This is a genomic window from Arcobacter caeni (assembly GCF_003063245.1).
Taxonomy (GTDB): domain Bacteria; phylum Campylobacterota; class Campylobacteria; order Campylobacterales; family Arcobacteraceae; genus Aliarcobacter; species Aliarcobacter caeni.
The window spans coordinates 129,565-148,887 of record NZ_MUXE01000005.1 but is presented as its reverse complement, the minus strand read 5'-3'; the positions used below and the strand labels follow the sequence as shown (position 1 = coordinate 148,887).

Genomic DNA, 19,323 nt, shown 5'->3' with positions numbered 1-19,323 from the left:
ATAATCAACTGTACTGTTGAATCCTTAAACTCTTGACTATATTTACTTTGTCTCATTTGCAACCTTTATTCATTTATTTTATCTCAGAATCTTTTAATTCTGAGTATGAATTTATGTTACCTCTCCAGATCGCTTTTGATTTGAAACTAGGAAGATTTAAAGCCCAATATAAAGGTCAAATGGAGTTATATTTAAAATATTTAGAAAAATATGAAAAAGAAGAAGATGAAAATTCACCTTTAGGAGTAATCCTTTGTAGTGATAAAAATGAAGAACAAATAGAACTTCTTGAACTTGAAAATGATATAAAAAGGCTTAGTTAAATCTTTATTTCATTTTTAAAAATAAAGATTTAACAACAAAAATAAATATAATCAAAAACAAAAAAATTCCAATAACTAAAAAGAAATCCTGAATATCACTTAATTTCTCAATAATTGGATGAAATACAACGGGTGATAAAAATTGTCCTAGAAATATTGCTGATGTGTAATATCCCGAGCTTTTTACTCTTTTTTTCACACTTGTTTTACTTAACATCCAAGCTGTAACATTTGTCATCATAATTCCACCTGCAAATCCTAAAATTGGACTTGTAATGAAAAAATAGTGGACATTATTTATCAATCCAACAAATGAAAAACCAATTGCCATTAAAAAAATACCAATAAAATAAATTGTTACATAATTAAATTTAGTTTTTAATTTTGAAAAAGCAATCGCTCCCAATGCATTACAAAAAAATGCAGTTGCAATAATAATTCCAGCTAATGAACCACTTGCTTTGAATTTTTCAATTATCAAAAATGGAATTTGAGTTGGTAAAATATAAAATATCAACATAAAAAAGAAACCAAGGAAATACACAATTAAGATATTTGAGTTAATATGTACTGTTTGTTCTATCTTGTCATCGTCAAATTTTACTTCTTTTAGATTATAAAAAGCTAGTGGCAGTAAAACCAATCCCATAAGGTAAATAGCAAAAGGAAATCTCCAGCTAATATCTGATAAAAAACCTCCACCCATCACAAAAAACACACCACCAAAAGCCATAAAGGCACTTTGATAACCCATAAATTTATGTCTATCTTGTTCTTTGAAATAATCTCCAACTAATGAAGTTGAAACAATCATCAAAGTAGCAACAGATATTCCAAAAAATGCCCTTGAAATTAATAAACTCTCAATACTATCAAGATATAAACCAGCACTACCAAATAATGAGAAGAAAAAAAGTGCAATAACTACTGATTTTTTCTTACCAAATTTAAATATAAAATGCCCCAAAATAGGTGCAAGAAGTGCAATCACCAAAGAAGGAAGTGTTAACATCAATCTTGAGTAAAATTCAATATTAGATATATCTTTAAAATAATCTTTTAAATGGGGCAACATAGTAACAATAGCAACATTTGACATACTTGTAGTCATTGCAAGTAAAAGTAGGGTTAAAAGAGTGAGTTTTGGTATATTATTCATTTCGTATTGTAGTTAAGCTTATTTAAAATAAATTAAAATAGAGTTTGAATTTTAAAGATTCCTCAAAATCTCAATTTGTTCATTTTTTGAGTAATTAAACCTAAATTCACTCTCTTTTAAATAGTAAAAGAAGTTATTTTCATCAAAACCTTTGTATTTTTTTAGATTATCTTCTAAAAACTTCCAAAATATATTTAGGTTTGTTTGGTGGGAGTTTAAAGAATGAATTTTATTCCAGTTTAGATATTGAATAAAACCATCTTCAATATCAAAAGCTCGTCTGCCGATTTTTGGCATCAAAAGTGTATATACTTTTTCATTTGAATAAAATCCCATGATATTTATAGATTCACTTAAAGATTTTTTCTTTTTCTTTTTTTCTCGCTCTTTTATATAATAAAATTCTTCGTATTCATTGTAATCTTTGACTGAATTGTTGTATTCTTGTTCTAAAAATAAAGCTATTTTTTTTCTAAAAATATCAAATCTATCTTTTACGGTTTTGTAGTTTATTTGTAACTCTTTTGATACTTCAAGAGCATTTTTATTTTCGCAAAATTTTATGATAATCAAATCATCTTTTTGAAGTTTTTTCAAAGAATATTTTTTTGCACAAGTTTTACATTTGATATAATCATTTGCTAAAGAATAAAAAGTTGTGTTATTGCAGTTTTGACAAATCATGGTGGTATTTTATCATCTTTGCATTTTGTTTAGATTAATTAATAGTTTAACCTATAATATATGTTATAATACCTACAATATATATTATAAGGAATACATAGTATGTTAAGTGTACTTTTTGGAAGTAAATGTAGAGAACAAGTTTTACAGTTTATATTAGCAAATGATACAGGTTATGCAACTCAAATTAAAAACTTCTATTTAATAGGACTTGACCCTATCCAAAAACAACTTGAGAAACTTGAATTTGGTGGAGTTTTAGTGAGTCAAAATGTTGGAAGAACTATTGTTTATAGTTTTAATCCAAGATATGCTTTTTTGGAAGAATTAAAAGCATTACTGTTAAAAGCAAGAGAATTTTATAAACCTGAATTAAAAGAGAATCTTATTATGATAAGAAAAAGACCAAGAAGACAAGGTAAACCTCTATGATAGATATTAAAAATATGACTATGATAGAATTAGCTTCATATGTTTGTAGTGAACTTGAAAAAGAGAATATTGATGTGGTATTATCAGGTGGTTCATGCGTTGAGATATATAGTCGAGGTGATTATACTTCTTATGATTTGGATTTGATAAATAGGTACAATGACACTTTCTTTAAAATAAAGAAAGTTATGGAAAATTTAGGTTTTAAAGAAGAAGGTAAGTATTTTACTCATTTGGATACTAAATATTTTATAGAATTTCCATCTGGACCTTTAGGTGTGGGAGATAGTGATGTTAAAAAAATAGAAGAAATAGTTACTAAATATGGAGTTTTGAAACTTTTAACTGCAACTGATTGTGTGAAAGATAGATTAGCAGCTTTTTATCATTGGGATGATAACCCAAGCTTGACTCAAGCAATTTGGGTAGCAAATAAAAATGATGTTGATATTGAAGATTTAAAACAATGGTCTATAAAAGAAAAATCTTTGGATAAATTTCAAGAGTTTCTAAGTAGATTAAACTAGAAATCAAATTTAGTTCCAAAAATAACTAACTGCAAATTAAAATTATAGGACATTTAGACTTTTTGAGTTAAACTATTTAAAATGAATAAACATTCACAAAAATAGTTTAAACAAAAAGGAAAACCTATGTGTAAAGATTGCGGTTGCTCAATAGCTGGACTTGAAAAACACCATCATCACCACGATGAACACGAACATGGAATGGTTCACGACCACGACCATACACACAATAATACAACTTGGAGTACAAATCACCAAGCAGCTCACGAAACTCTACATCATAACCCACAATTAAACGATGCAAAAACAATTTCAGTTATTCAAAAAATACTTGATAAAAATGACCATGAAGCTTCTCATAATAGAGCGCATTTTGATTCACATAAAGTTTTAGGAATAAATCTTATGTCAAGTCCTGGAAGTGGAAAAACAACACTTTTGGAGCATATTGCTGATATGGCTGATTTTAAATTTGCAGTTGTTGAGGGTGATTTAGAAACTTCAAGGGATGCTGATAGATTAAAAGCCAAAGGAATAAATGCAGTTCAAATACAAACAGGAAGTGCTTGTCACCTTGATGCTTTTATGGTTCACAAAGGTTTACATGATATTAAATTAGCTGATATTGATGTTTGTTTTGTGGAAAATGTTGGAAATCTGGTTTGTCCTGCTTCTTATGATGTGGGAACTCACTTAAATATTGTTCTTGTTTCAGTTCCTGAGGGTGAAGATAAAATAGTTAAATATCCTGTTATGTTTAGAACTGCAGATTTAATCCTTATTACAAAAACAGATTTACTTCCTTATTTTGATTATGATATTCAAAAAGAGAAAAATGAAGCTAGAAAACTAAAACCAAATGTTGATATTTTAGAAGTAAATATCAAAGATAAAGATTCACTTCAAGCAGTAATTGATTGGATAAATTTCAAAAGAAAGATGAGATAAGTTTATGTGTTTATCAATACCTTCAAAAATAAAAAGTATAGACCTTGAAATGAACACTTGTGTAGTTGATACTATGGGAGTTGAACGAGGTTCAAGTTTGGATTTGATTGATCAAGATGTGGTTATTGGTGATTATGTTTTAATTCATATTGGTTTTGCTATGAATAAGATTGACGAAGAGGATGCTTTAGAATCTTTGAAAGTTTATAGAGAAATCATAGATAAAATGGAAGAACAAGATAGATTAGATGCTATTTTGGAATCTGAAAATTGTCCAAATAGATAATATGATGGAAAAAGAACTACAACTAAAAGATTTATATGATGGTTTTAGAGATGCAAAAACCATAAAAGCTTATCAAAAAATCATCCAAGAAGATGCTAAAAAACTTGGTCGTGATATAAACATAATGGAAGTTTGTGGAGGTCACACACACACTATTATGAAATACGGTCTGCCTCAACTTCTTCCCTCAAACATCAAGTTTATTCATGGTCCTGGTTGCCCTGTTTGTATTATGCCAAAAGAGAGAATTGATCATGCGTATATTCTTAGTTTGCAAGAAAATGTAATCCTTGTAACTTTGGGAGATATGATAAAAGTTCCAGGAAGTCGTGGAAGTTTACAAGATGCAAGAAGCAAAGGTGCTGATGTAAGGTTTGTCTATTCTCCTATGGATTGCATAAAAATAGCAAATGAAAATCCAAATAAAAGAGTTATCTTTTTTGCCATTGGATTTGAAACAACAACACCCATGACCGCTGCACTTTTACAAGCAGTAATAAAACAAGATATAAAAAACATAGCTTTTCATATAAACCATGTAACAGTTCCTGAGGTTATGCGAGAATTAATAGATAGTAGAGATGAACATGTGGATTCTTATAATAATAAAATCGATGCATTTTTAGGACCATCACATGTGAGTGTTATTAGTGGAAGTAAGATTTATGAAGAGTTTCCAAAAGATTATAAAAGACCAGTTGTAGTTTCAGGATTTGAACCCGTTGATGTGATGCAAGCTATTTCTATGATAATAAAACAGTTTATAGAAAATAGATGTGAGTTAGAAATAGAATATAAAAGATTGGTTTCTTATGATGGAAATGAAAAAGCTCAAGAGTTAATGAATAAATACTTTACAAAATGTATGTTCAAATGGCGAGGTTTAGGAAATATTCCAAAAAGCGGATTAGAATTAAAAGATGAATATGCAAAATACAACGCAAAAGTAATCTACAAAGATGTTTTACCACTTGAAGAAATAGAAGACCATAAACTTTGTATTTGTGGTGATATTTTAAGAGGAATAGCAAATCCACCAGATTGTACAATCTTCGGAAATGCCTGTAAACCAACAAAACCAGTTGGCTCTTGTATGGTTAGTAGTGAGGGCGCTTGTGCTGCTTATTATAAGTATGGGAATTTGATTTAAATTTATAAGTATAATACACAAATGAAATATCAATCATAAGTGAGTAAGAGATGAAATCACACGAATCAATCAAACTTTTTGAAGAGAAACAAGTAAGAACTCTTTGGGATGAAGAACAAGAGAAATGGTATATATCAATTGTAGATGTAGTTGAAGTTTTGACGCAAAGCGTTGATTCTGGTGCTTATTGGAGAAAGTTAAAACAAAGACTAAAAGCTGAAGGAAATGAAACTGTGACAAATTGTCACGGTTTGAAAATGAAAGCCGATGATGGAAAAATGAGACTTACAGATGTTGCAGATACAGAGCAACTTTTCAGACTTATTCAATCTATTCCATCACCAAAAGCGGAACCTTTTAAACTATGGCTTGCAAGAGTTGCTAGTGAAAGATTAGATGAATTAAGTGACCCTGAATTAAGTATTGATAGAGCTTTAAAACAATATCTTGAGTTAGGATATAGTGAAAATTGGATAAACCAAAGACTCAAAAGTATTGAAATACGAAAAGAACTCACAGATGAATGGAAAAGAGTAGGAGTTGAAGAGGGCGTTCAATTTGCAACACTTACAGATATTATCACAAAAACTTGGGCTGAAAAAACTACAAAAGAGTATAAAGTCCTAAAAGGTCTAAAAAAAGAGAACCTAAGAGATAATATGACAAATACAGAGCTAATTTTAAATATGTTAGCAGAAGCTTCAACAAAAGATATTTCAGAAGTCATAAATCCCGTAAATTTTGAAGAAAGCCAAGATATAGCAAAACAAGGTGGTAATGTTGCAAAAGTTGCAAGAGCCGAACTTGAAGCAAAAACAGGAAAAAAAGTAGTAACAAATACAAATGCAAAAACTTTATTGGAACATAAAAAAGAGAATAAGGAATAATAGTATATGAACATACAAAAAATAAGAAAGAATAAATATAATCTATAATGCTAAACATAATATATGAATACGAAGAAATAAAAGATGAAGAGTTAAAAACACATATTATAAATAATCCAGTTCTTCATCAATACTTTAAATTAGATTGGAAAATTTTAAAAGCTAGACAATATTGTGGAGTCTTAAATTTTGATAATCAAGATTTTTATATCTTACCAAAAATTGTAAATCATAATAATGAACAAAATCTAAATATTTTTATTTATATGTTGATGTATGCTTATGACATAAAACTTTCGAATGAACAAATTGCTTCTTGTAAAAATGATAAACATTCTATTTTAGAAGTATTTGTTCAAATGTTTGCATTAAATCTTTTAAGTGAATTAAAAAAGGGACTTTATAAAGAGTATTTGACACAACAAGATAATCTTCCAGTTTTAAAAGGAAAATATCTAATAAATGAAAATTTAAAATACAACTTCACAAAAAACAAAATCTATTGTGAATATGATGAATTTAGTCCAAATAATAGTTTAAATCAATTCTTTTTATATTCTGTAAAATATTTACAAAAATTTGTAAAAAATAAAAAGCTTTTAAAACAGTGCGAACTAATATTTGATGAAGTTGAATATAAGCAAATAGATATAAATAAATTGGATAGGATTCCGTTCAATAGATTAAATCAAAGATTTAAAACCAGCTTTGAAATAGCTATTTTACTTTTGAAACAATCAATTCCACTGTTTAGTCAAGATAAAAAATCATTTGCTTTTTTGTTTGATATGAATATATTGTTTGAGAAGTTTATAGCTAAAATTGTAAAAGAATTAGATGATAATGCAAAAATACAAAATCAAGATAATTTCAATGATTTGATATTAAAGCCAGATATAATACTAAAAAACCAAATAATAGATACAAAATATAAAAAAATCAAATCAATAGAAGATATAAAACAAAGTGATAAACTCCAAGCTTTTGCTTATGGCGTAAATTATGGAGTTGATAATGTGATGCTTTTGTACCCTAGACATTTGGATGAAATAAAATATGATTTAGTTTTAGGAAAAGTTAAAAAGGTAAATTTAAAAATAAGAACAGTTAATTTGAATTTTAGTGGGAATAAATATAAAGAGTATATATATGAAATTAAAAATAAGGTGGATAAATTAAATGGATAAAGAATTAGAAAAAAGTTACGATGAAATTAAAAATAAGTTATATAAATTAACAGATAAAAAATATCATGTTCTTAAAACTGTAGAAAATAAACCTTTTAAAATTATTCAACATAATGATAATATACGAGTATATCCTTTTACTGAAAAATCTACTCCAATGACAATTTCAAAAAATGAAATTGAAAAGTATTTAGAAGAAGGGGAAGGAAATTATAATTCATATACACCAATTATTTTAGAATATTTAGAAGGGAAAAAATCATTTGATGATATTGAAGTTGTAAATAATGAATATAAAATTGAAAAAAATGAAGTTTTTCAAAAAAGTAAAAATATGAAAACAAAAAACATAATGCTTTATGGTGCACCAGGTGTTGGTAAAACTCATAATTATAAAAGATTGATTACTATGATAGAAAATATTGAGAATGAAAAAACTATCTTTGATACAATCTCAAAAAATGATACTACAAATAATTTTGATAATTCAATTTTTGAAACTATAAAAAATGAAAAAAGAATAGAGTTTGTAACATTTCATCAAAGCTACTCTTATGAAGATTTTATTGAAGGGTTTAGACCACAAGATAATGGAAACATAAAACTAGAAGATGGAATATTTAAAATACTTTGTGATGAAGCAAAAATAAATTTATTAAAATCATTTGATAATAAAGAAGTTTTGTTTATTGATGCATTGAATTTATTATTAAAAGAGAAGATTGAAAATCAAGAAAATGTGAAAATTCATTTAAAAAGAAATAATAGTTTTTATAATATTTATGATTACAATGATAAAACAATATACTTTGAAAAGCAAAATGGTGATAAATCTCATACTTTAGCGATAAAAACTTTAGAAAAAATGTATTATGAAGGAATAAACATTATTGTTAATGGTGGCTTAGCTCCATACTATAATCCATTATTAGAAGAATTATTAAAATTGAAAAATAAAACAAAAGTAGAAAAAATAGAACAAAAAAATTTCTATATAGTAATAGATGAAATAAACAGAGGAAATATTTCTAAAATTTTTGGAGAACTTATCACACTTATAGAAGAAGATAAAAGAGATATCTATGAAGTAACACTTCCTTATTCAAAAGAGAAGTTTAAAATCCCATCTAACTTATATATCATAGCTACTATGAACTCAACTGATAAATCTATTGCAACTATTGATATAGCATTAAGAAGAAGATTCACATTTTTGAAAATGAAACCTAATTTAGATTTAGTAAAAAATGAAAAAGCAAAAGATTTAATGAAAAAGTTAAATGACCATATTTCAAATACGATAAATGAAGATTATCAACTAGGGCATAGTTACTTGATGAAAATTGTTGATGATAATGATTTAGAGTTTGTAAAAGAGTATAAAATCAAACCATTACTTGAAGAGTATTTTTATGGCGATGAAAAGAATTTTAATGAAGCAATAAAAATTCTAGGATAAAAAATGAATCCAATAAACAATAACTTTTACCAAGAAATCAAAGAGTTACTTTATAGTGCAAAAAACAAAGTTTATCAAACTATAAATACAACTATGACACAAACCTATTTTCAAATAGGTAAAAGAATAGTAGAAGAAGAGCAAGGTGGAGAGAGTAGAGCAGAATATGGAAAATCTTTATTAAAACTTTTATCTGTACAACTTAGTAATGAATTTGGCAAAGGCTTTTCTGTTGATAATTTAGAAAATATGAGACGGTTTTATTTAGCATTTCAAAAATCGGAGACAGTGTCTCGGAAATTCAAATTAAGCTGGTCACACTATATATTTCTAACAAGAATTGAAAATATAGATGAACGAAACTTCTATGAAATAGAATCTATTGAAAATAGTTGGAGTTTAAGAGAGCTTAAAAGACAGTTTGATACAGGTTTATTTGAAAGGCTTAAGTTAAGTAGTGATAAACAAAAAATCGAAGAGTTATCTTTAAATGGTCAAGTTGTTCAAACAGTTCAAGATTTGATAAAAGATTCATATATTTTAGAGTTTGTAGGACTTCCTGAATTATCAGTATATAGTGAAAGTGAACTAGAACAAAAACTAATTGATAAACTAGAACATTTTTTACTTGAACTTGGAAAAGGTTTTACTTTTGTAGCAAGACAAAAAAGAATTACAATAGATGAAAAACATTTTAAAGTGGATTTGGTTTTTTATAATAGATTATTAAAGTCATTTGTAGTTATTGATCTAAAAATAGGTGAGTTAAAACATCAAGATATTGGACAAATGATGATGTATGTAAACTATTTTGATAGATTTGAAAAAACGCAAGATGAAAATTCAACTATTGGAATTATTCTTTGTAAAGATAAAAGTAAGTCATTAGTAGAATTAACTCTTCCAAAAGATAATAATCAAATATATGCAAGTAAATATTTAACTATTTTACCAAATAAAGAAGAGTTTAAAAAGTTATTGGAAGAGGAATAAAATGAACATACAAAAAATACAACAAAGAATACAAAAATTCTCAGATGATAGAAACTGGGAAAGTTTTCACAATCCTAAAAATCTAGTTATGGCACTAAATGGTGAAGTTGGAGAATTAAATGAGATATTCCAATGGCTAAACTTTGAAGAATCAGAAAACTTACCTCTTGATGTATTAGAACATACAAAAGAGGAAGTTGCTGATATTGCTATTTATCTTATACGAATTTGTATGAAGTTAGATATAAATCTTGAAGATGCTATTTTAAATAAAATGACAAAAAATGAAATCAAATATCCAGTTGAAACATCTCAAGGTGGAAGTAAAAAATATTCTAAAAGTAGAGAAAACAAATGAGTAATACAATAACCCTAGCACATGGAAATGGTGGAGCTGAAAACAATGAGCTTATAACAAAAGTTTTTTACAAAGCTTTTAAAAATGACATATTAAGTAAAAGTGAAGATGCAGCAGTTATCCAAGATGGAACTTTAGCTTTTAGTACGGATTCATTTACTGTTTCCCCACTTTTTTTTAATGGTGCAGATATAGGAAAATTAGCAGTTTGTGGAACTTGTAATGATTTAGCAATGATGGGTGCAAAGCCTAAATATCTTACTTGCTCCGTTATCATAGAAGAGGGGTTTGAAATACGAAATTTAGAAAAAATCGTAAAAAGTATGAAAGAAGAGCTTGAAATTAATGGTGCAATAGTTGTAAGTGGAGATACAAAAGTAGTTCCAAAAGGTGCTGTTGATAAGATTTTTATAAATACTACTGGTATTGGAGAGATATTATATAAAGGTATTAGTTCTAACAATATCACTGAAAATGATTTGATACTTGTAAGCCGTGATATTGGAGCTCATGGTGCGACTATCTTTGCAGCACGAGAGGGAATGGATTTAGAAACATCTTTAAAAAGTGATTGTATTTCTTTATATCCACAAGTAAAAGCTTTGATTGATTCAGGTGTTAAAATAACAGCTTTACGAGATGCCACAAGAGGTGGAGTTAGTGCTGTATTAAACGAGTGGGCAAAACAATCAAATGTTTGTATAGAAATAAATGAGGAAAAAATACCTGTTTGTGATGAGGTAAAAGGTATTTGTGAAATCTTAGGTTTTGATGCAATGAGTTTAGCAAACGAAGGAACATTTGTATTAGCAATAAAAAAAGAAGATGCCCAAAAAGCACTAGAAGTTTTACAAACATTCAAAGAAGCAAAAGCAGCTTCAATTATAGGAAAAGTAACACAACAATATGAACAAAGAGTAATACTAAATAGCCAATGGGGAACTAAAAGATTTTTAGATATTCCAACGGGTGAATTATTGCCCCGAATTTGTTAAAAGAGTAAATACCATATATGAAAATACTTCTAATCATTTCATCTTTTAATAGTTTATCTCAAAGTGTATATTGCAAACTTCAAGAACTAGAACATAAAGTTTTTATAAAGTTTGCCATATCAAAAGAGCTGATGATAGAAGCAGTACAAGAAATAAATCCTGATATTGTTTTTTGTCCATTTTTAAAACAGTTTATTCCAAATGAAATCTTTGAAAATTATCCTACTTTTGTATTACATCCAGGAATCATAGGAGATAGAGGTCATAACTCACTTGATAATGCTATAAACGATCAAGTAAAACAATGGGGAGTTGTAATACTAAAAGCAAATGAAATATTAGATGGTGGAGATATATATGCTCAATCAAACTTTATTATGAGAGAAGAAAGTAGTAAAGCATCTATATATAGAAATGAAGTGACACAATCAACACTAAAAGCATTGGAGCAATTTTTACAAAACTATCAGAATGAAGATTTTATTCCTACAAAACAAATACTAAATCCCATACATAAAAACCTAAGCCAAGAAAATAGAAAAATAAATTGGCAAAAAGACAATACAAAACAGATACTAAAAAAGATAAATATGTCTGATTCTACACCTGGTGTTAAAGATGAGATATTAGGAGTAGAGTGTTATTTATTTAGTGCTTTTATTGAAGATACACTAAGAGGTGAAACAAAAGAGATATTAGCCAAAAGAGATGGAGCTATTTGTATAGGAACTATTGATGGCGCTATTTGGATATCACAGATTCAAGAACTAGGTTCATTTAAACTTCCTGCAACTTATGTACTAAAAGATAAGATAAAAGGAATAGAAGAAAAAAGAATTCCACTTGTAATTGAAGATGAAAGAAAAAGCTTTTATGAGTTAAGAGTGCAAAGAAAAGATGAAATTGCCTATTTGTACTTTAACTTTCATAATGGTGCAATGACTTCAACTCAATGTATAAAATTAAAATACGCAATTGAGTATTTAAAAGAAGAGTGTAAAGTTTTAGTTTTGATGGGAGCAGATGATTTCTTTTCAAACGGAATACACCTAAATATTCTTGAAGATAGTAAAAAGCAAGGTGAAGATGGTTGGAGTAATATAAACGCTATGAATGAAGCTGTAAAAGCTGTATTACTTTGTGATGAGATTATAACTGTTGCGTCATTTAATAAAAACTCAGGAGCTGGTGGAGTTTTTTTAGGACTTGCTTGTGATTATGCAATTTCATCAGAAAATACTATTTTTAATCCTCACTACAAAACTTTGGGTTTAAGTGGAAGTGAATATCATACTTTTATTCTTCCAAAAAGAGTAGGGCAAACAAAATCAAAAGAGTTATTAGAAAACTGCTTACCAATAAATGCAAATTACGCAAAAAAGATAAATATGATTGATGAGGTATATTCTTTTGAAGATTATCAAGAAAAACTAGAAATTTTTTGTGAGAATCTACTAAAAAATGAAGATACTTTTGAAGAGTTTATAGATAGAAAAAAAGATTTTTTAGAACAAGAACTTCCTTTGATGGAAGAGTGTAAAGAAAAAGAGTTACAAATTATGTATGATGAATTTTGGGAAAAATCAAGTTCTTTTCATACTTTAAGATACGACTTTGTACATAAAATAAAACCAAAAAATACACCAAAAAGATTAAAGGATATAAATGCATGAATATTCAATAGTTCAATCACTCCTAGAAAGTTGCGAAGAACACGCAAAAAAAAATGATGCAAAAAAAGTTACAAAAGTAGTAATAAAAATCGGAGTTTTAAGTGGCGTTGAACCTGATTTACTTCAAATAGCTTTTGATACTTTTAAAGAAAAAACCGTCTGCCATGATGCAATGTTTATTATAAATGTTCAAAAAATAGTCATTGAATGTTTAGATTGTAATACTACTTCAACTTTAGAAAAACATGAGTTTTCTTGTCCAAAATGCCAAAGTGTAAATATAAAAGTCACAGATGGTGAAGATATGTATTTAATGAGTTTAGAGATGGAATAAAAATTATTTTCTGAATATTTTTATTAAAGTATAAGTTTTTATTGTAAAGTTATGATATTATTATTTCTAATAAAAGCTAAAAAATAAAGGCTTTAAAATGAAAAAAATAATGTTGGAAAGAGTACTTTATAAAAATTATCTAAAAACATCTCTTATTTCTATATTTCTAATAGAGTTATTTTTGGTATTTTTTTATTTTATAATAAACAAAAATATGATTGACAAAAGTGCAAATTTCTTATTAAAAGATGTAGAAAATTCAATTTCCTTAATTGTCAAAAATCACTCACAAAATATAAATGAAGAATCTTCTGAATATTTAAGTAATCACTTTGCTCAAATGAAACTCCCTTACGATGGTAAAATTCTTGTTACTGATAATTTAGGAAAAATATTTTTTATTGATGAAGATGTAAAAGATTTATTAAATATTGAATCTGATAAAGCAAATATCTTAGATAATGAAAGCCCTAAAATTGTAAATTATTTCAAAGAAATTATAAAAGAAAAAAATCTCAACAAAATAGTAATAAATAATAAAAATTATCTTTTATTTTCTATAAAAGTTCCTAAAAATAATATGTATGTTGTTGTTTTTATTTCTGAGGATAATATTTTACAAGGAATCCAAACCTTGGGAGAGTATTATGAAAAACTAGCGTATATAATGGTTTGTTCAATAATTATTTTTTATATAATATTCTTTTTTTATCTATCATTTAAAGCAAAAGAGTTTGCTGATAAAATTAATCAACCTTTATTGAAAATAATAGAATTTACAAAAAATTTAGGAATAGAAAAAGAGATAAAAAGTCTTGAGCCATGTGGTATTTTCGAAATCGATAGATTAAGTTGTAATTTTAATAATATGATTGTTGAATTAGACAGAAGAACAAATAAACTTGTTTTAGAAGAAACAAAAAGAATATATCAAGAAAAACTAGCAAATACAGACCCTCTAACAGGTGCATATAATAGAAGATATTTAAATGAGTTTTCTTTTGAGTATCTAAAAATAGTAAAAAGAGAAAACAAAGATTTATCTTTATTATTACTTGATTTAGATGATTTTAAAAAAATTAATGATACTTTTGGACATGAAATTGGTGATATGGTAATAAAAAAAGTAGTAGAAATATCAAAAAATAGCATAAGAGAAAGTGATTTAATTATTCGATTTGGAGGAGATGAATTTATAATTTTATTACCAAATACAAATATCCAAAGTGCAAGATTTGTTGCAAATAAAATTATCAGTAAAATAAATGAATATAATCAAAATAAAGAATTTTATTTTTCTGTAAGTATTGGAAGTTCTCATTATCAAATTAATGATGATTCAATAGATAATATAATTTTAAGAGCAGATGAGTCTTTATATGAAGCAAAAAAAATGGGTAAAAATTGTGTTATTTGAGAAAACAATAATTATTATTCATTTATTGATTGTTAACCAATCTTTACTAAAATAATATAATATACAAAGAGGAAAAATAATATGTTATTAATGAAATTACAATCAAAAGAGAAGTTTTCTTTTTTACAATTAGCTCACTATCTAGCACGAATTGACAATAAATATGGACAAAAAGAAGAAGAGATTATTTTAGAATATTGTACTGAAATGGGAATTGAGAATTTAGATAATTTTGATTTTGATAACTTTAGTTTAGAAAAGATATTAAATGATTTTAAATCAGAAGCTAGTAAAAAAATTGTTATTTTAGAATTGATGATTTTGATTCATATTGACCATAGTTTTAATCTAAATGAAAAAATATTAATACAAAAAATTTCAGATAGTTTTGGTATAGATATAGATGATGTAAATGACTATTCTCAATGGGGAAAATCTGTTGCAATGTTATATGAAGTTGCTAAAATATTTGTAAATGAAAAAAATATATAATAACAAGTGTAATTTCAATTCTAATACTAGGAATTTTAGATAAAATAATTACATGGAAATAATAGAAACATTAAATAATAAAATTGATAAATTAATTCACGATTATGATAAATTAAGATTAGAAAATCTAGCACTTCAACAAGAGTTAGATTCTATAAAAAATGAAAACGATGAACTAATAAGAAACAATCAAGATATGTTTTTAAGAATTGATAGTACATTAACATTAATAAAGGCACGAAATAGTGAATAAAGAAGTAACTTTTCATATAAATAATATGGCATACACTATAAATGTTGATGAAAATATATATAAAGAACTTTCTAAATATCTAAATTTAGAAAAAAACAATGATACAAGAGATTTACTAGCAGCTTATATTCGATTATCTCAAGAGTATAATATTTTTAAAAAAGATATTGAAGATATAACAACAAAACTTTCAAGGTTTTAAAATCAAAGGCTTTTCTCTACTAGAAATTATAATTGCTATAATTTTAATAGCTATTATTACCTCTTTTGCAATTCCTAAATTTGCAAATATAAATTACAATACAAATATCTCTACTTTAAAATCTCAATTAGCTTTAATCAGAAATGGAATAGTGAAAAATAAAAATAAGAATATTTTACTTTCAAATAATGAAGAATTAACTATTTTAGATGATGTAACACAAAATAGTAGTGGTGAAAAACTTTTTACTAAAGTAATAGATTTTTTAATACTTTCAACAAATAATACAAAAAGAGAATCTGGAATGTGGGCAAAAACTACTAATAAATCTTACTCTTTTTATCTTTCAAGTGATAAAAATGTTTTATTTTCATTTGAAGATGGAATTTTTTTATGTAAAAGTAGTGAAGAACTTTGTAATGAGATTGAATAATGTATTATTATGAACTGGCACTTTTAAAATCACCCTTAAATAATCTTACTTTTCAAAGTGAAGAAAAGATTTTACTTGGAAAAAAAGTTTTAATAAAACTAAAACAAAGAAAAAACCTAGATGAAGCAGTTGTTATAAAAGAAGTTGAAAAACCAACTTTCAAATGCAGTGATATTGTTGAAATCACAAATGAATATTTTGATGAAAAAATGTTACAAATAGCTAGTTTTGTATCTCAGTATTATGTTTGTTCTTTGGGTGAGGCTTTGAGTGCTTATATTCCTTTTGATGAAAATATAAATCCAATTTTTAATGAAGAAAAATTTGATAGTAAAATAGTTTTATCAGAGCAACAAGAAAAAGCAAAAGAGTTTTTAAAAGATAAAAAACAAGCACTTTTATTTGCTGATACTGGTGCTGGAAAAACAGAAGTTTATATAAAAATCATAGAAGAACATTTAAATGCCAATAAACAAGCAATTTTATTAATGCCTGAAATTTCCCTAACTCCTCAAATGCAAAAAAGATTAGAAAAAGTATTTGGAAAAAGTATCGCTATTTGGCACTCAAAAATCACTAAAAAGAAAAAAGAAGAGATTTTAAAAGGCTTACAAGAGGGAAGTATAAGATTAATTGCAGGTGCAAGGTCAGCGCTTTTTTTACCTTATTCAAATTTAGGTGTAATTGTTGTAGATGAAGAACATGATGACTCTTATAAAAGTGATTCAAAACCTAGATTTCATACCAAAGATTTATCTATTTATATGGCAAAAAAATTTGATATTCAGCTTGTTTTAGGAAGTGCAACGGTTTCTTCTAGCTCTTTTTATAAAATACCTTTTTTTAGACTAGATGAAACTTATCATCAAACTAAAAAACATTATAGTTTTGAAGATAGTGAAGCAAATTTATCTTTAAAAGTTATAAATAAAATATCAAAAACCATAGAAAGTGGAAATCAAGTAATTGTATTTTTGCCAACAAGAGCAAACTTTAAATATCAAATTTGCACAACTTGTGGAAAATCAGTTGAGTGTCCTTTTTGCTCTGTTTCTATGAGTTTGCATAAAAATGATTTGGCACTTAAATGCCATTATTGTGGATACACTCAACAAATTCCAGATTCTTGTCCATCTTGTCATAATGGAGTTATCAAAAATTTACGAGTTGGAACTGCTCAAATTGAAGAGGAATTAAAAGAAATTTTCCCAAACAAGATAATAAAAAGATTTGACCGTGACCAAATAAAAACAAATAATCAATTAAAAACCATATTAAATGAGTTTAATAAAGGTGAAATTGATATTTTAGTTGGAACGCAAATGCTCTCAAAAGGGCACGATTATCACAATGTTCGATTAGCTGTTGTTTTAGGAATTGATTCTATTTTAAATATGAATTCATATAAAGCTAGAGAAAAAGCCTTATCTTTGCTTATTCAAATATCAGGAAGAAGTGGACGAAAAGGTGAGGGTGAAGTTATAATTCAAACAAAAAATGAAGAGTTTTTTAATCACTATTTAAATGAATCAAATTACAAAGAGTTTTTAGAAACTGAACTGGAATTTAGACAAGAACTTTATCCACCATTTTTGAAAATGGCAAAAGTTACATTTTCTCATGCAAATGGAATTAAAATAAAAGATGAAATGGATTATTTTGTAAAACTTTTAAAAGAGAATAAAAACATCGAAGTTGTAGGATTTGGTCAAAGCCCAATTTTTAAAATGGCAAATAAATATCGATATGAAATACTTGTTCGTTCAAACAATATTAAAGCACTTTTAAATACATTACATAGCATTCAAAGCCCAAATGCTTCAATAGATATGGACACAATTTACTAAATTAACCTAAAATTAGTCTTCTTTGTAGTAAAATAAATCAAAAATAATAGGAGAAACAATGGCTTATACAAAAGAAGAATTCAAACAATTAGTTGATGATATTCAATCACAATCATGGTACAAAAACCCAATCGGATTTGGTATTGCAAAAATTGATAGAGGACAAATTAACAAAGATAAAATATTACAAGCAACTTTCCCTTTAATAAATTGGAATGAAAATTTTGGAAGTGCAGCAGTATTATTAAACGCATTAAAAGAAGCTGGTGAAAATGTAGATACTTCTAAATCTGAATTAGTATGCAAAATTTCTGATGCTTTTTTAACTTCTTGCATTGAAGCTTTTAGACCATTTATCCCAGAAGCTAAAGGTGATGCACATAAAAATGTTCAAGTTATCTCAACACTTGCTTCACTTCCAATAGATTCAGGATTAAGCGCTGAAGATTATAGAGTTGTATTTATTTTTGATGATATTGCACCTGAAAGTACAGAAGCTGTATATTTAAAACTTTATGCACTTTCAACTGGAAAAGCAGCACTTAGAAGTCTTAATTTAACAGGAGCATTTGGTAAATTACACAACTGCGCTTGGGTTGGAAATCAACCAATTGAACTTGACTGGTTAAGAGCAAATGAAATCGTATTAAAACTTTCAGGTAAATATCCAAATATTGATATGGTTGATAAATTCCCAAGATTTTTACAACATATTATTCCTGCTGATAACACAAGAATTTTAGAAACTTCAAAAGTAAGAATGGGAGCACAATTAGCAGCAGGAACAACTGTAATGCCAGGTGCTGCTTATGTTAACTTTAATGCAGGAACTTTAGGAGCTGTAATGGTTGAGGGAAGAATTTCTTCATCAGCAGTTGTTGGAGCTGGATCTGATGTTGGTGGTGGGGCTTCAATTCTTGGAGTACTAAGTGGAACTGATGGAGTGCCAGTTTCTATTGGTGAAAACACACTTTTAGGTGCAAACTCTTGTACGGGAACTGCAATTGGTGATGGATGTATTTTAGATGCAGGTGTTACAATTTTACCTGGAACTAAAATAGCATTATCAGAAAAAGCAGTTGCTGCACTTAAAGAGATTAATCCAACTAAAGAGATTAATACAGTTATGAAAGGAAGCGATTTTATAGGAGTAAATGGAGTTCACTTTAGAGTTAATTCTTCAAATGGTCAAACTATCGCTATGAGAAGTACAAGAGAAATTAAATTAAACGCTGATTTACATTAATTTTTATTTTAAATAGTTAAAAGGGTAAGAAGTTTTTC

General features: G+C 26.9%; 23 protein-coding genes and 1 pseudogene. 22 read left to right on the top strand and 2 right to left on the bottom strand.

Translation table 11 applies throughout. The features are described from left to right. The first annotated feature begins 113 nt into the window (after window positions 1-113). A complete protein-coding gene (locus tag B0174_RS05305; protein WP_108558625.1) occupies window positions 114-323 on the top strand; it encodes a PDDEXK nuclease domain-containing protein in 210 nt (69 codons plus the stop codon). A gap of 4 nt (window positions 324-327) precedes the next feature. Here the strand turns inward: B0174_RS05305 and B0174_RS05300 are convergent, their stop codons facing one another. Continuing rightward, entirely contained in the window at window positions 328-1,482 is a 1,155-nt protein-coding gene (locus tag B0174_RS05300; protein WP_108558617.1) for an MFS transporter, read from the bottom strand. A gap of 51 nt (window positions 1,483-1,533) precedes the next feature. Next, entirely contained in the window at window positions 1,534-2,166 is a 633-nt protein-coding gene (locus B0174_RS05295) for a hypothetical protein (RefSeq protein WP_108558616.1), read from the bottom strand. 102 nt (window positions 2,167-2,268) lie between these two features. On the opposite strand from B0174_RS05295, the gene B0174_RS05290 reads away from it, so the two are divergent. The 21 genes and pseudogenes from B0174_RS05290 (at window position 2,269) to B0174_RS05195 (ending at window position 19,285) form a co-directional block, all read left to right on the top strand. Continuing rightward, window positions 2,269-2,598: an ArsR family transcriptional regulator gene (locus B0174_RS05290; protein WP_108558615.1), complete on the top strand. Its 330-nt coding sequence runs from the start codon at window positions 2,269-2,271 to the stop codon at window positions 2,596-2,598. After that, a complete protein-coding gene (locus B0174_RS05285; RefSeq protein ID WP_108558614.1) occupies window positions 2,595-3,125 on the top strand; it encodes a hypothetical protein in 531 nt (176 codons plus the stop codon). Before B0174_RS05290 ends, B0174_RS05285 begins: the two co-directional genes overlap by 4 nt. Before the next feature lie 126 nt (window positions 3,126-3,251). After that, window positions 3,252-4,073 (top strand): hydrogenase nickel incorporation protein HypB, encoded by an 822-nt coding sequence (gene hypB, locus B0174_RS05280; protein WP_108558613.1) that lies wholly within the window; start codon window positions 3,252-3,254, stop codon window positions 4,071-4,073. A gap of 4 nt (window positions 4,074-4,077) precedes the next feature. Continuing rightward, entirely contained in the window at window positions 4,078-4,359 is a 282-nt protein-coding gene (locus B0174_RS05275; protein WP_108558612.1) for a HypC/HybG/HupF family hydrogenase formation chaperone, read from the top strand. Between the two features lie 4 nt (window positions 4,360-4,363). Beyond that, a complete protein-coding gene (gene hypD / locus B0174_RS05270; RefSeq protein WP_108558611.1) occupies window positions 4,364-5,509 on the top strand; it encodes a hydrogenase formation protein HypD in 1,146 nt (381 codons plus the stop codon). 50 nt (window positions 5,510-5,559) lie between these two features. Beyond that, window positions 5,560-6,396 carry a BRO-N domain-containing protein gene (locus B0174_RS05265; RefSeq protein ID WP_108558610.1) on the top strand — a complete coding sequence of 279 codons (837 nt, stop codon included), beginning with the start codon at window positions 5,560-5,562 and terminating at the stop codon, window positions 6,394-6,396. A 47-nt stretch (window positions 6,397-6,443) separates the two neighbouring features. Continuing rightward, window positions 6,444-7,583, top strand: coding sequence for an McrC family protein (locus B0174_RS05260; protein ID WP_108558609.1), 1,140 nt, complete (start codon window positions 6,444-6,446; stop codon window positions 7,581-7,583). Beyond that, the gene (locus B0174_RS05255; protein WP_108558608.1) at window positions 7,576-9,042 is read left to right on the top strand and encodes an McrB family protein; all 1,467 of its coding nucleotides are present in this window, start codon (window positions 7,576-7,578) and stop codon (window positions 9,040-9,042) included. Before B0174_RS05260 ends, B0174_RS05255 begins: the two co-directional genes overlap by 8 nt. 3 nt (window positions 9,043-9,045) lie before the next feature. Beyond that, window positions 9,046-10,035 carry a PDDEXK nuclease domain-containing protein gene (locus B0174_RS05250; RefSeq protein ID WP_108558607.1) on the top strand — a complete coding sequence of 330 codons (990 nt, stop codon included), beginning with the start codon at window positions 9,046-9,048 and terminating at the stop codon, window positions 10,033-10,035. 1 nt (window position 10,036) lies between these two features. Further along, window positions 10,037-10,393 (top strand): nucleotide pyrophosphohydrolase, encoded by a 357-nt coding sequence (locus B0174_RS05245; protein ID WP_108558606.1) that lies wholly within the window; start codon window positions 10,037-10,039, stop codon window positions 10,391-10,393. Further along, window positions 10,390-11,388 (top strand): hydrogenase expression/formation protein HypE, encoded by a 999-nt coding sequence (gene hypE, locus B0174_RS05240; protein ID WP_108558605.1) that lies wholly within the window; start codon window positions 10,390-10,392, stop codon window positions 11,386-11,388. Before B0174_RS05245 ends, hypE begins: the two co-directional genes overlap by 4 nt. 17 nt (window positions 11,389-11,405) lie before the next feature. Then, entirely contained in the window at window positions 11,406-13,061 is a 1,656-nt protein-coding gene (locus B0174_RS05235) for a hydrogenase maturation protein (protein WP_108558604.1), read from the top strand. Further along, entirely contained in the window at window positions 13,054-13,395 is a 342-nt protein-coding gene (gene hypA / locus B0174_RS05230; protein WP_108558603.1) for a hydrogenase/urease nickel incorporation protein HypA, read from the top strand. The genes B0174_RS05235 and hypA overlap by 8 nt, the downstream gene beginning before the upstream one ends. A 97-nt stretch (window positions 13,396-13,492) precedes the next feature. Further along, window positions 13,493-14,812, top strand: a complete 1,320-nt coding sequence (locus tag B0174_RS05225; RefSeq protein WP_108558602.1) for a GGDEF domain-containing protein — start codon at window positions 13,493-13,495, stop codon at window positions 14,810-14,812. Between the two features lie 81 nt (window positions 14,813-14,893). Next, complete coding sequence (locus B0174_RS05220; protein ID WP_108558601.1) at window positions 14,894-15,304, top strand: hypothetical protein; 411 nt, start codon at window positions 14,894-14,896, stop codon at window positions 15,302-15,304. Window positions 15,305-15,356: 52 nt separating this feature from the next. Next, window positions 15,357-15,557, top strand: a complete 201-nt coding sequence (locus B0174_RS05215; protein WP_108558600.1) for a hypothetical protein — start codon at window positions 15,357-15,359, stop codon at window positions 15,555-15,557. After that, entirely contained in the window at window positions 15,550-15,759 is a 210-nt protein-coding gene (locus B0174_RS05210; RefSeq protein WP_228156417.1) for a hypothetical protein, read from the top strand. The genes B0174_RS05215 and B0174_RS05210 overlap by 8 nt, the downstream gene beginning before the upstream one ends. A 1-nt stretch (window position 15,760) precedes the next feature. Next, window positions 15,761-15,826, top strand: a pseudogene (locus B0174_RS12365) (prepilin-type N-terminal cleavage/methylation domain-containing protein); the annotation flags it as partial. A gap of 84 nt (window positions 15,827-15,910) precedes the next feature. Beyond that, window positions 15,911-16,192: a hypothetical protein gene (locus B0174_RS05205; RefSeq protein ID WP_228156416.1), complete on the top strand. Its 282-nt coding sequence runs from the start codon at window positions 15,911-15,913 to the stop codon at window positions 16,190-16,192. Beyond that, window positions 16,192-18,039 (top strand): primosomal protein N', encoded by a 1,848-nt coding sequence (locus B0174_RS05200; protein ID WP_108558597.1) that lies wholly within the window; start codon window positions 16,192-16,194, stop codon window positions 18,037-18,039. The genes B0174_RS05205 and B0174_RS05200 overlap by 1 nt, the downstream gene beginning before the upstream one ends. A gap of 58 nt (window positions 18,040-18,097) precedes the next feature. After that, a complete protein-coding gene (locus B0174_RS05195) occupies window positions 18,098-19,285 on the top strand; it encodes a tetrahydrodipicolinate N-succinyltransferase N-terminal domain-containing protein (RefSeq protein ID WP_108558596.1) in 1,188 nt (395 codons plus the stop codon). Window positions 19,286-19,323: the final 38 nt, after the last annotated feature.

Excerpts from the sequence above, each read along its gene's own strand:
- B0174_RS05305 (WP_108558625.1), top strand. The coding sequence starts at position 114 with ATGTTACCTCTCCAGATCGCTTTTGATTTGAAACTAGGAAGATTTAAA.
- B0174_RS05300 (WP_108558617.1), bottom strand. The coding sequence starts at position 1,482 with ATGAATAATATACCAAAACTCACTCTTTTAACCCTACTTTTACTTGCA.
- B0174_RS05295 (WP_108558616.1), bottom strand. The coding sequence starts at position 2,166 with ATGATTTGTCAAAACTGCAATAACACAACTTTTTATTCTTTAGCAAAT.
- B0174_RS05290 (WP_108558615.1), top strand. The coding sequence starts at position 2,269 with ATGTTAAGTGTACTTTTTGGAAGTAAATGTAGAGAACAAGTTTTACAG.
- B0174_RS05285 (WP_108558614.1), top strand. The coding sequence starts at position 2,595 with ATGATAGATATTAAAAATATGACTATGATAGAATTAGCTTCATATGTT.
- hypB (WP_108558613.1), top strand. The coding sequence starts at position 3,252 with ATGTGTAAAGATTGCGGTTGCTCAATAGCTGGACTTGAAAAACACCAT.
- B0174_RS05275 (WP_108558612.1), top strand. The coding sequence starts at position 4,078 with ATGTGTTTATCAATACCTTCAAAAATAAAAAGTATAGACCTTGAAATG.
- hypD (WP_108558611.1), top strand. The coding sequence starts at position 4,364 with ATGGAAAAAGAACTACAACTAAAAGATTTATATGATGGTTTTAGAGAT.
- B0174_RS05265 (WP_108558610.1), top strand. The coding sequence starts at position 5,560 with ATGAAATCACACGAATCAATCAAACTTTTTGAAGAGAAACAAGTAAGA.
- B0174_RS05260 (WP_108558609.1), top strand. The coding sequence starts at position 6,444 with ATGCTAAACATAATATATGAATACGAAGAAATAAAAGATGAAGAGTTA.
- B0174_RS05255 (WP_108558608.1), top strand. The coding sequence starts at position 7,576 with ATGGATAAAGAATTAGAAAAAAGTTACGATGAAATTAAAAATAAGTTA.
- B0174_RS05250 (WP_108558607.1), top strand. The coding sequence starts at position 9,046 with ATGAATCCAATAAACAATAACTTTTACCAAGAAATCAAAGAGTTACTT.
- B0174_RS05245 (WP_108558606.1), top strand. The coding sequence starts at position 10,037 with ATGAACATACAAAAAATACAACAAAGAATACAAAAATTCTCAGATGAT.
- hypE (WP_108558605.1), top strand. The coding sequence starts at position 10,390 with ATGAGTAATACAATAACCCTAGCACATGGAAATGGTGGAGCTGAAAAC.
- B0174_RS05235 (WP_108558604.1), top strand. The coding sequence starts at position 11,406 with ATGAAAATACTTCTAATCATTTCATCTTTTAATAGTTTATCTCAAAGT.
- hypA (WP_108558603.1), top strand. The coding sequence starts at position 13,054 with ATGCATGAATATTCAATAGTTCAATCACTCCTAGAAAGTTGCGAAGAA.
- B0174_RS05225 (WP_108558602.1), top strand. The coding sequence starts at position 13,493 with ATGAAAAAAATAATGTTGGAAAGAGTACTTTATAAAAATTATCTAAAA.
- B0174_RS05220 (WP_108558601.1), top strand. The coding sequence starts at position 14,894 with ATGTTATTAATGAAATTACAATCAAAAGAGAAGTTTTCTTTTTTACAA.
- B0174_RS05215 (WP_108558600.1), top strand. The coding sequence starts at position 15,357 with ATGGAAATAATAGAAACATTAAATAATAAAATTGATAAATTAATTCAC.
- B0174_RS05200 (WP_108558597.1), top strand. The coding sequence starts at position 16,192 with ATGTATTATTATGAACTGGCACTTTTAAAATCACCCTTAAATAATCTT.
- B0174_RS05195 (WP_108558596.1), top strand. The coding sequence starts at position 18,098 with ATGGCTTATACAAAAGAAGAATTCAAACAATTAGTTGATGATATTCAA.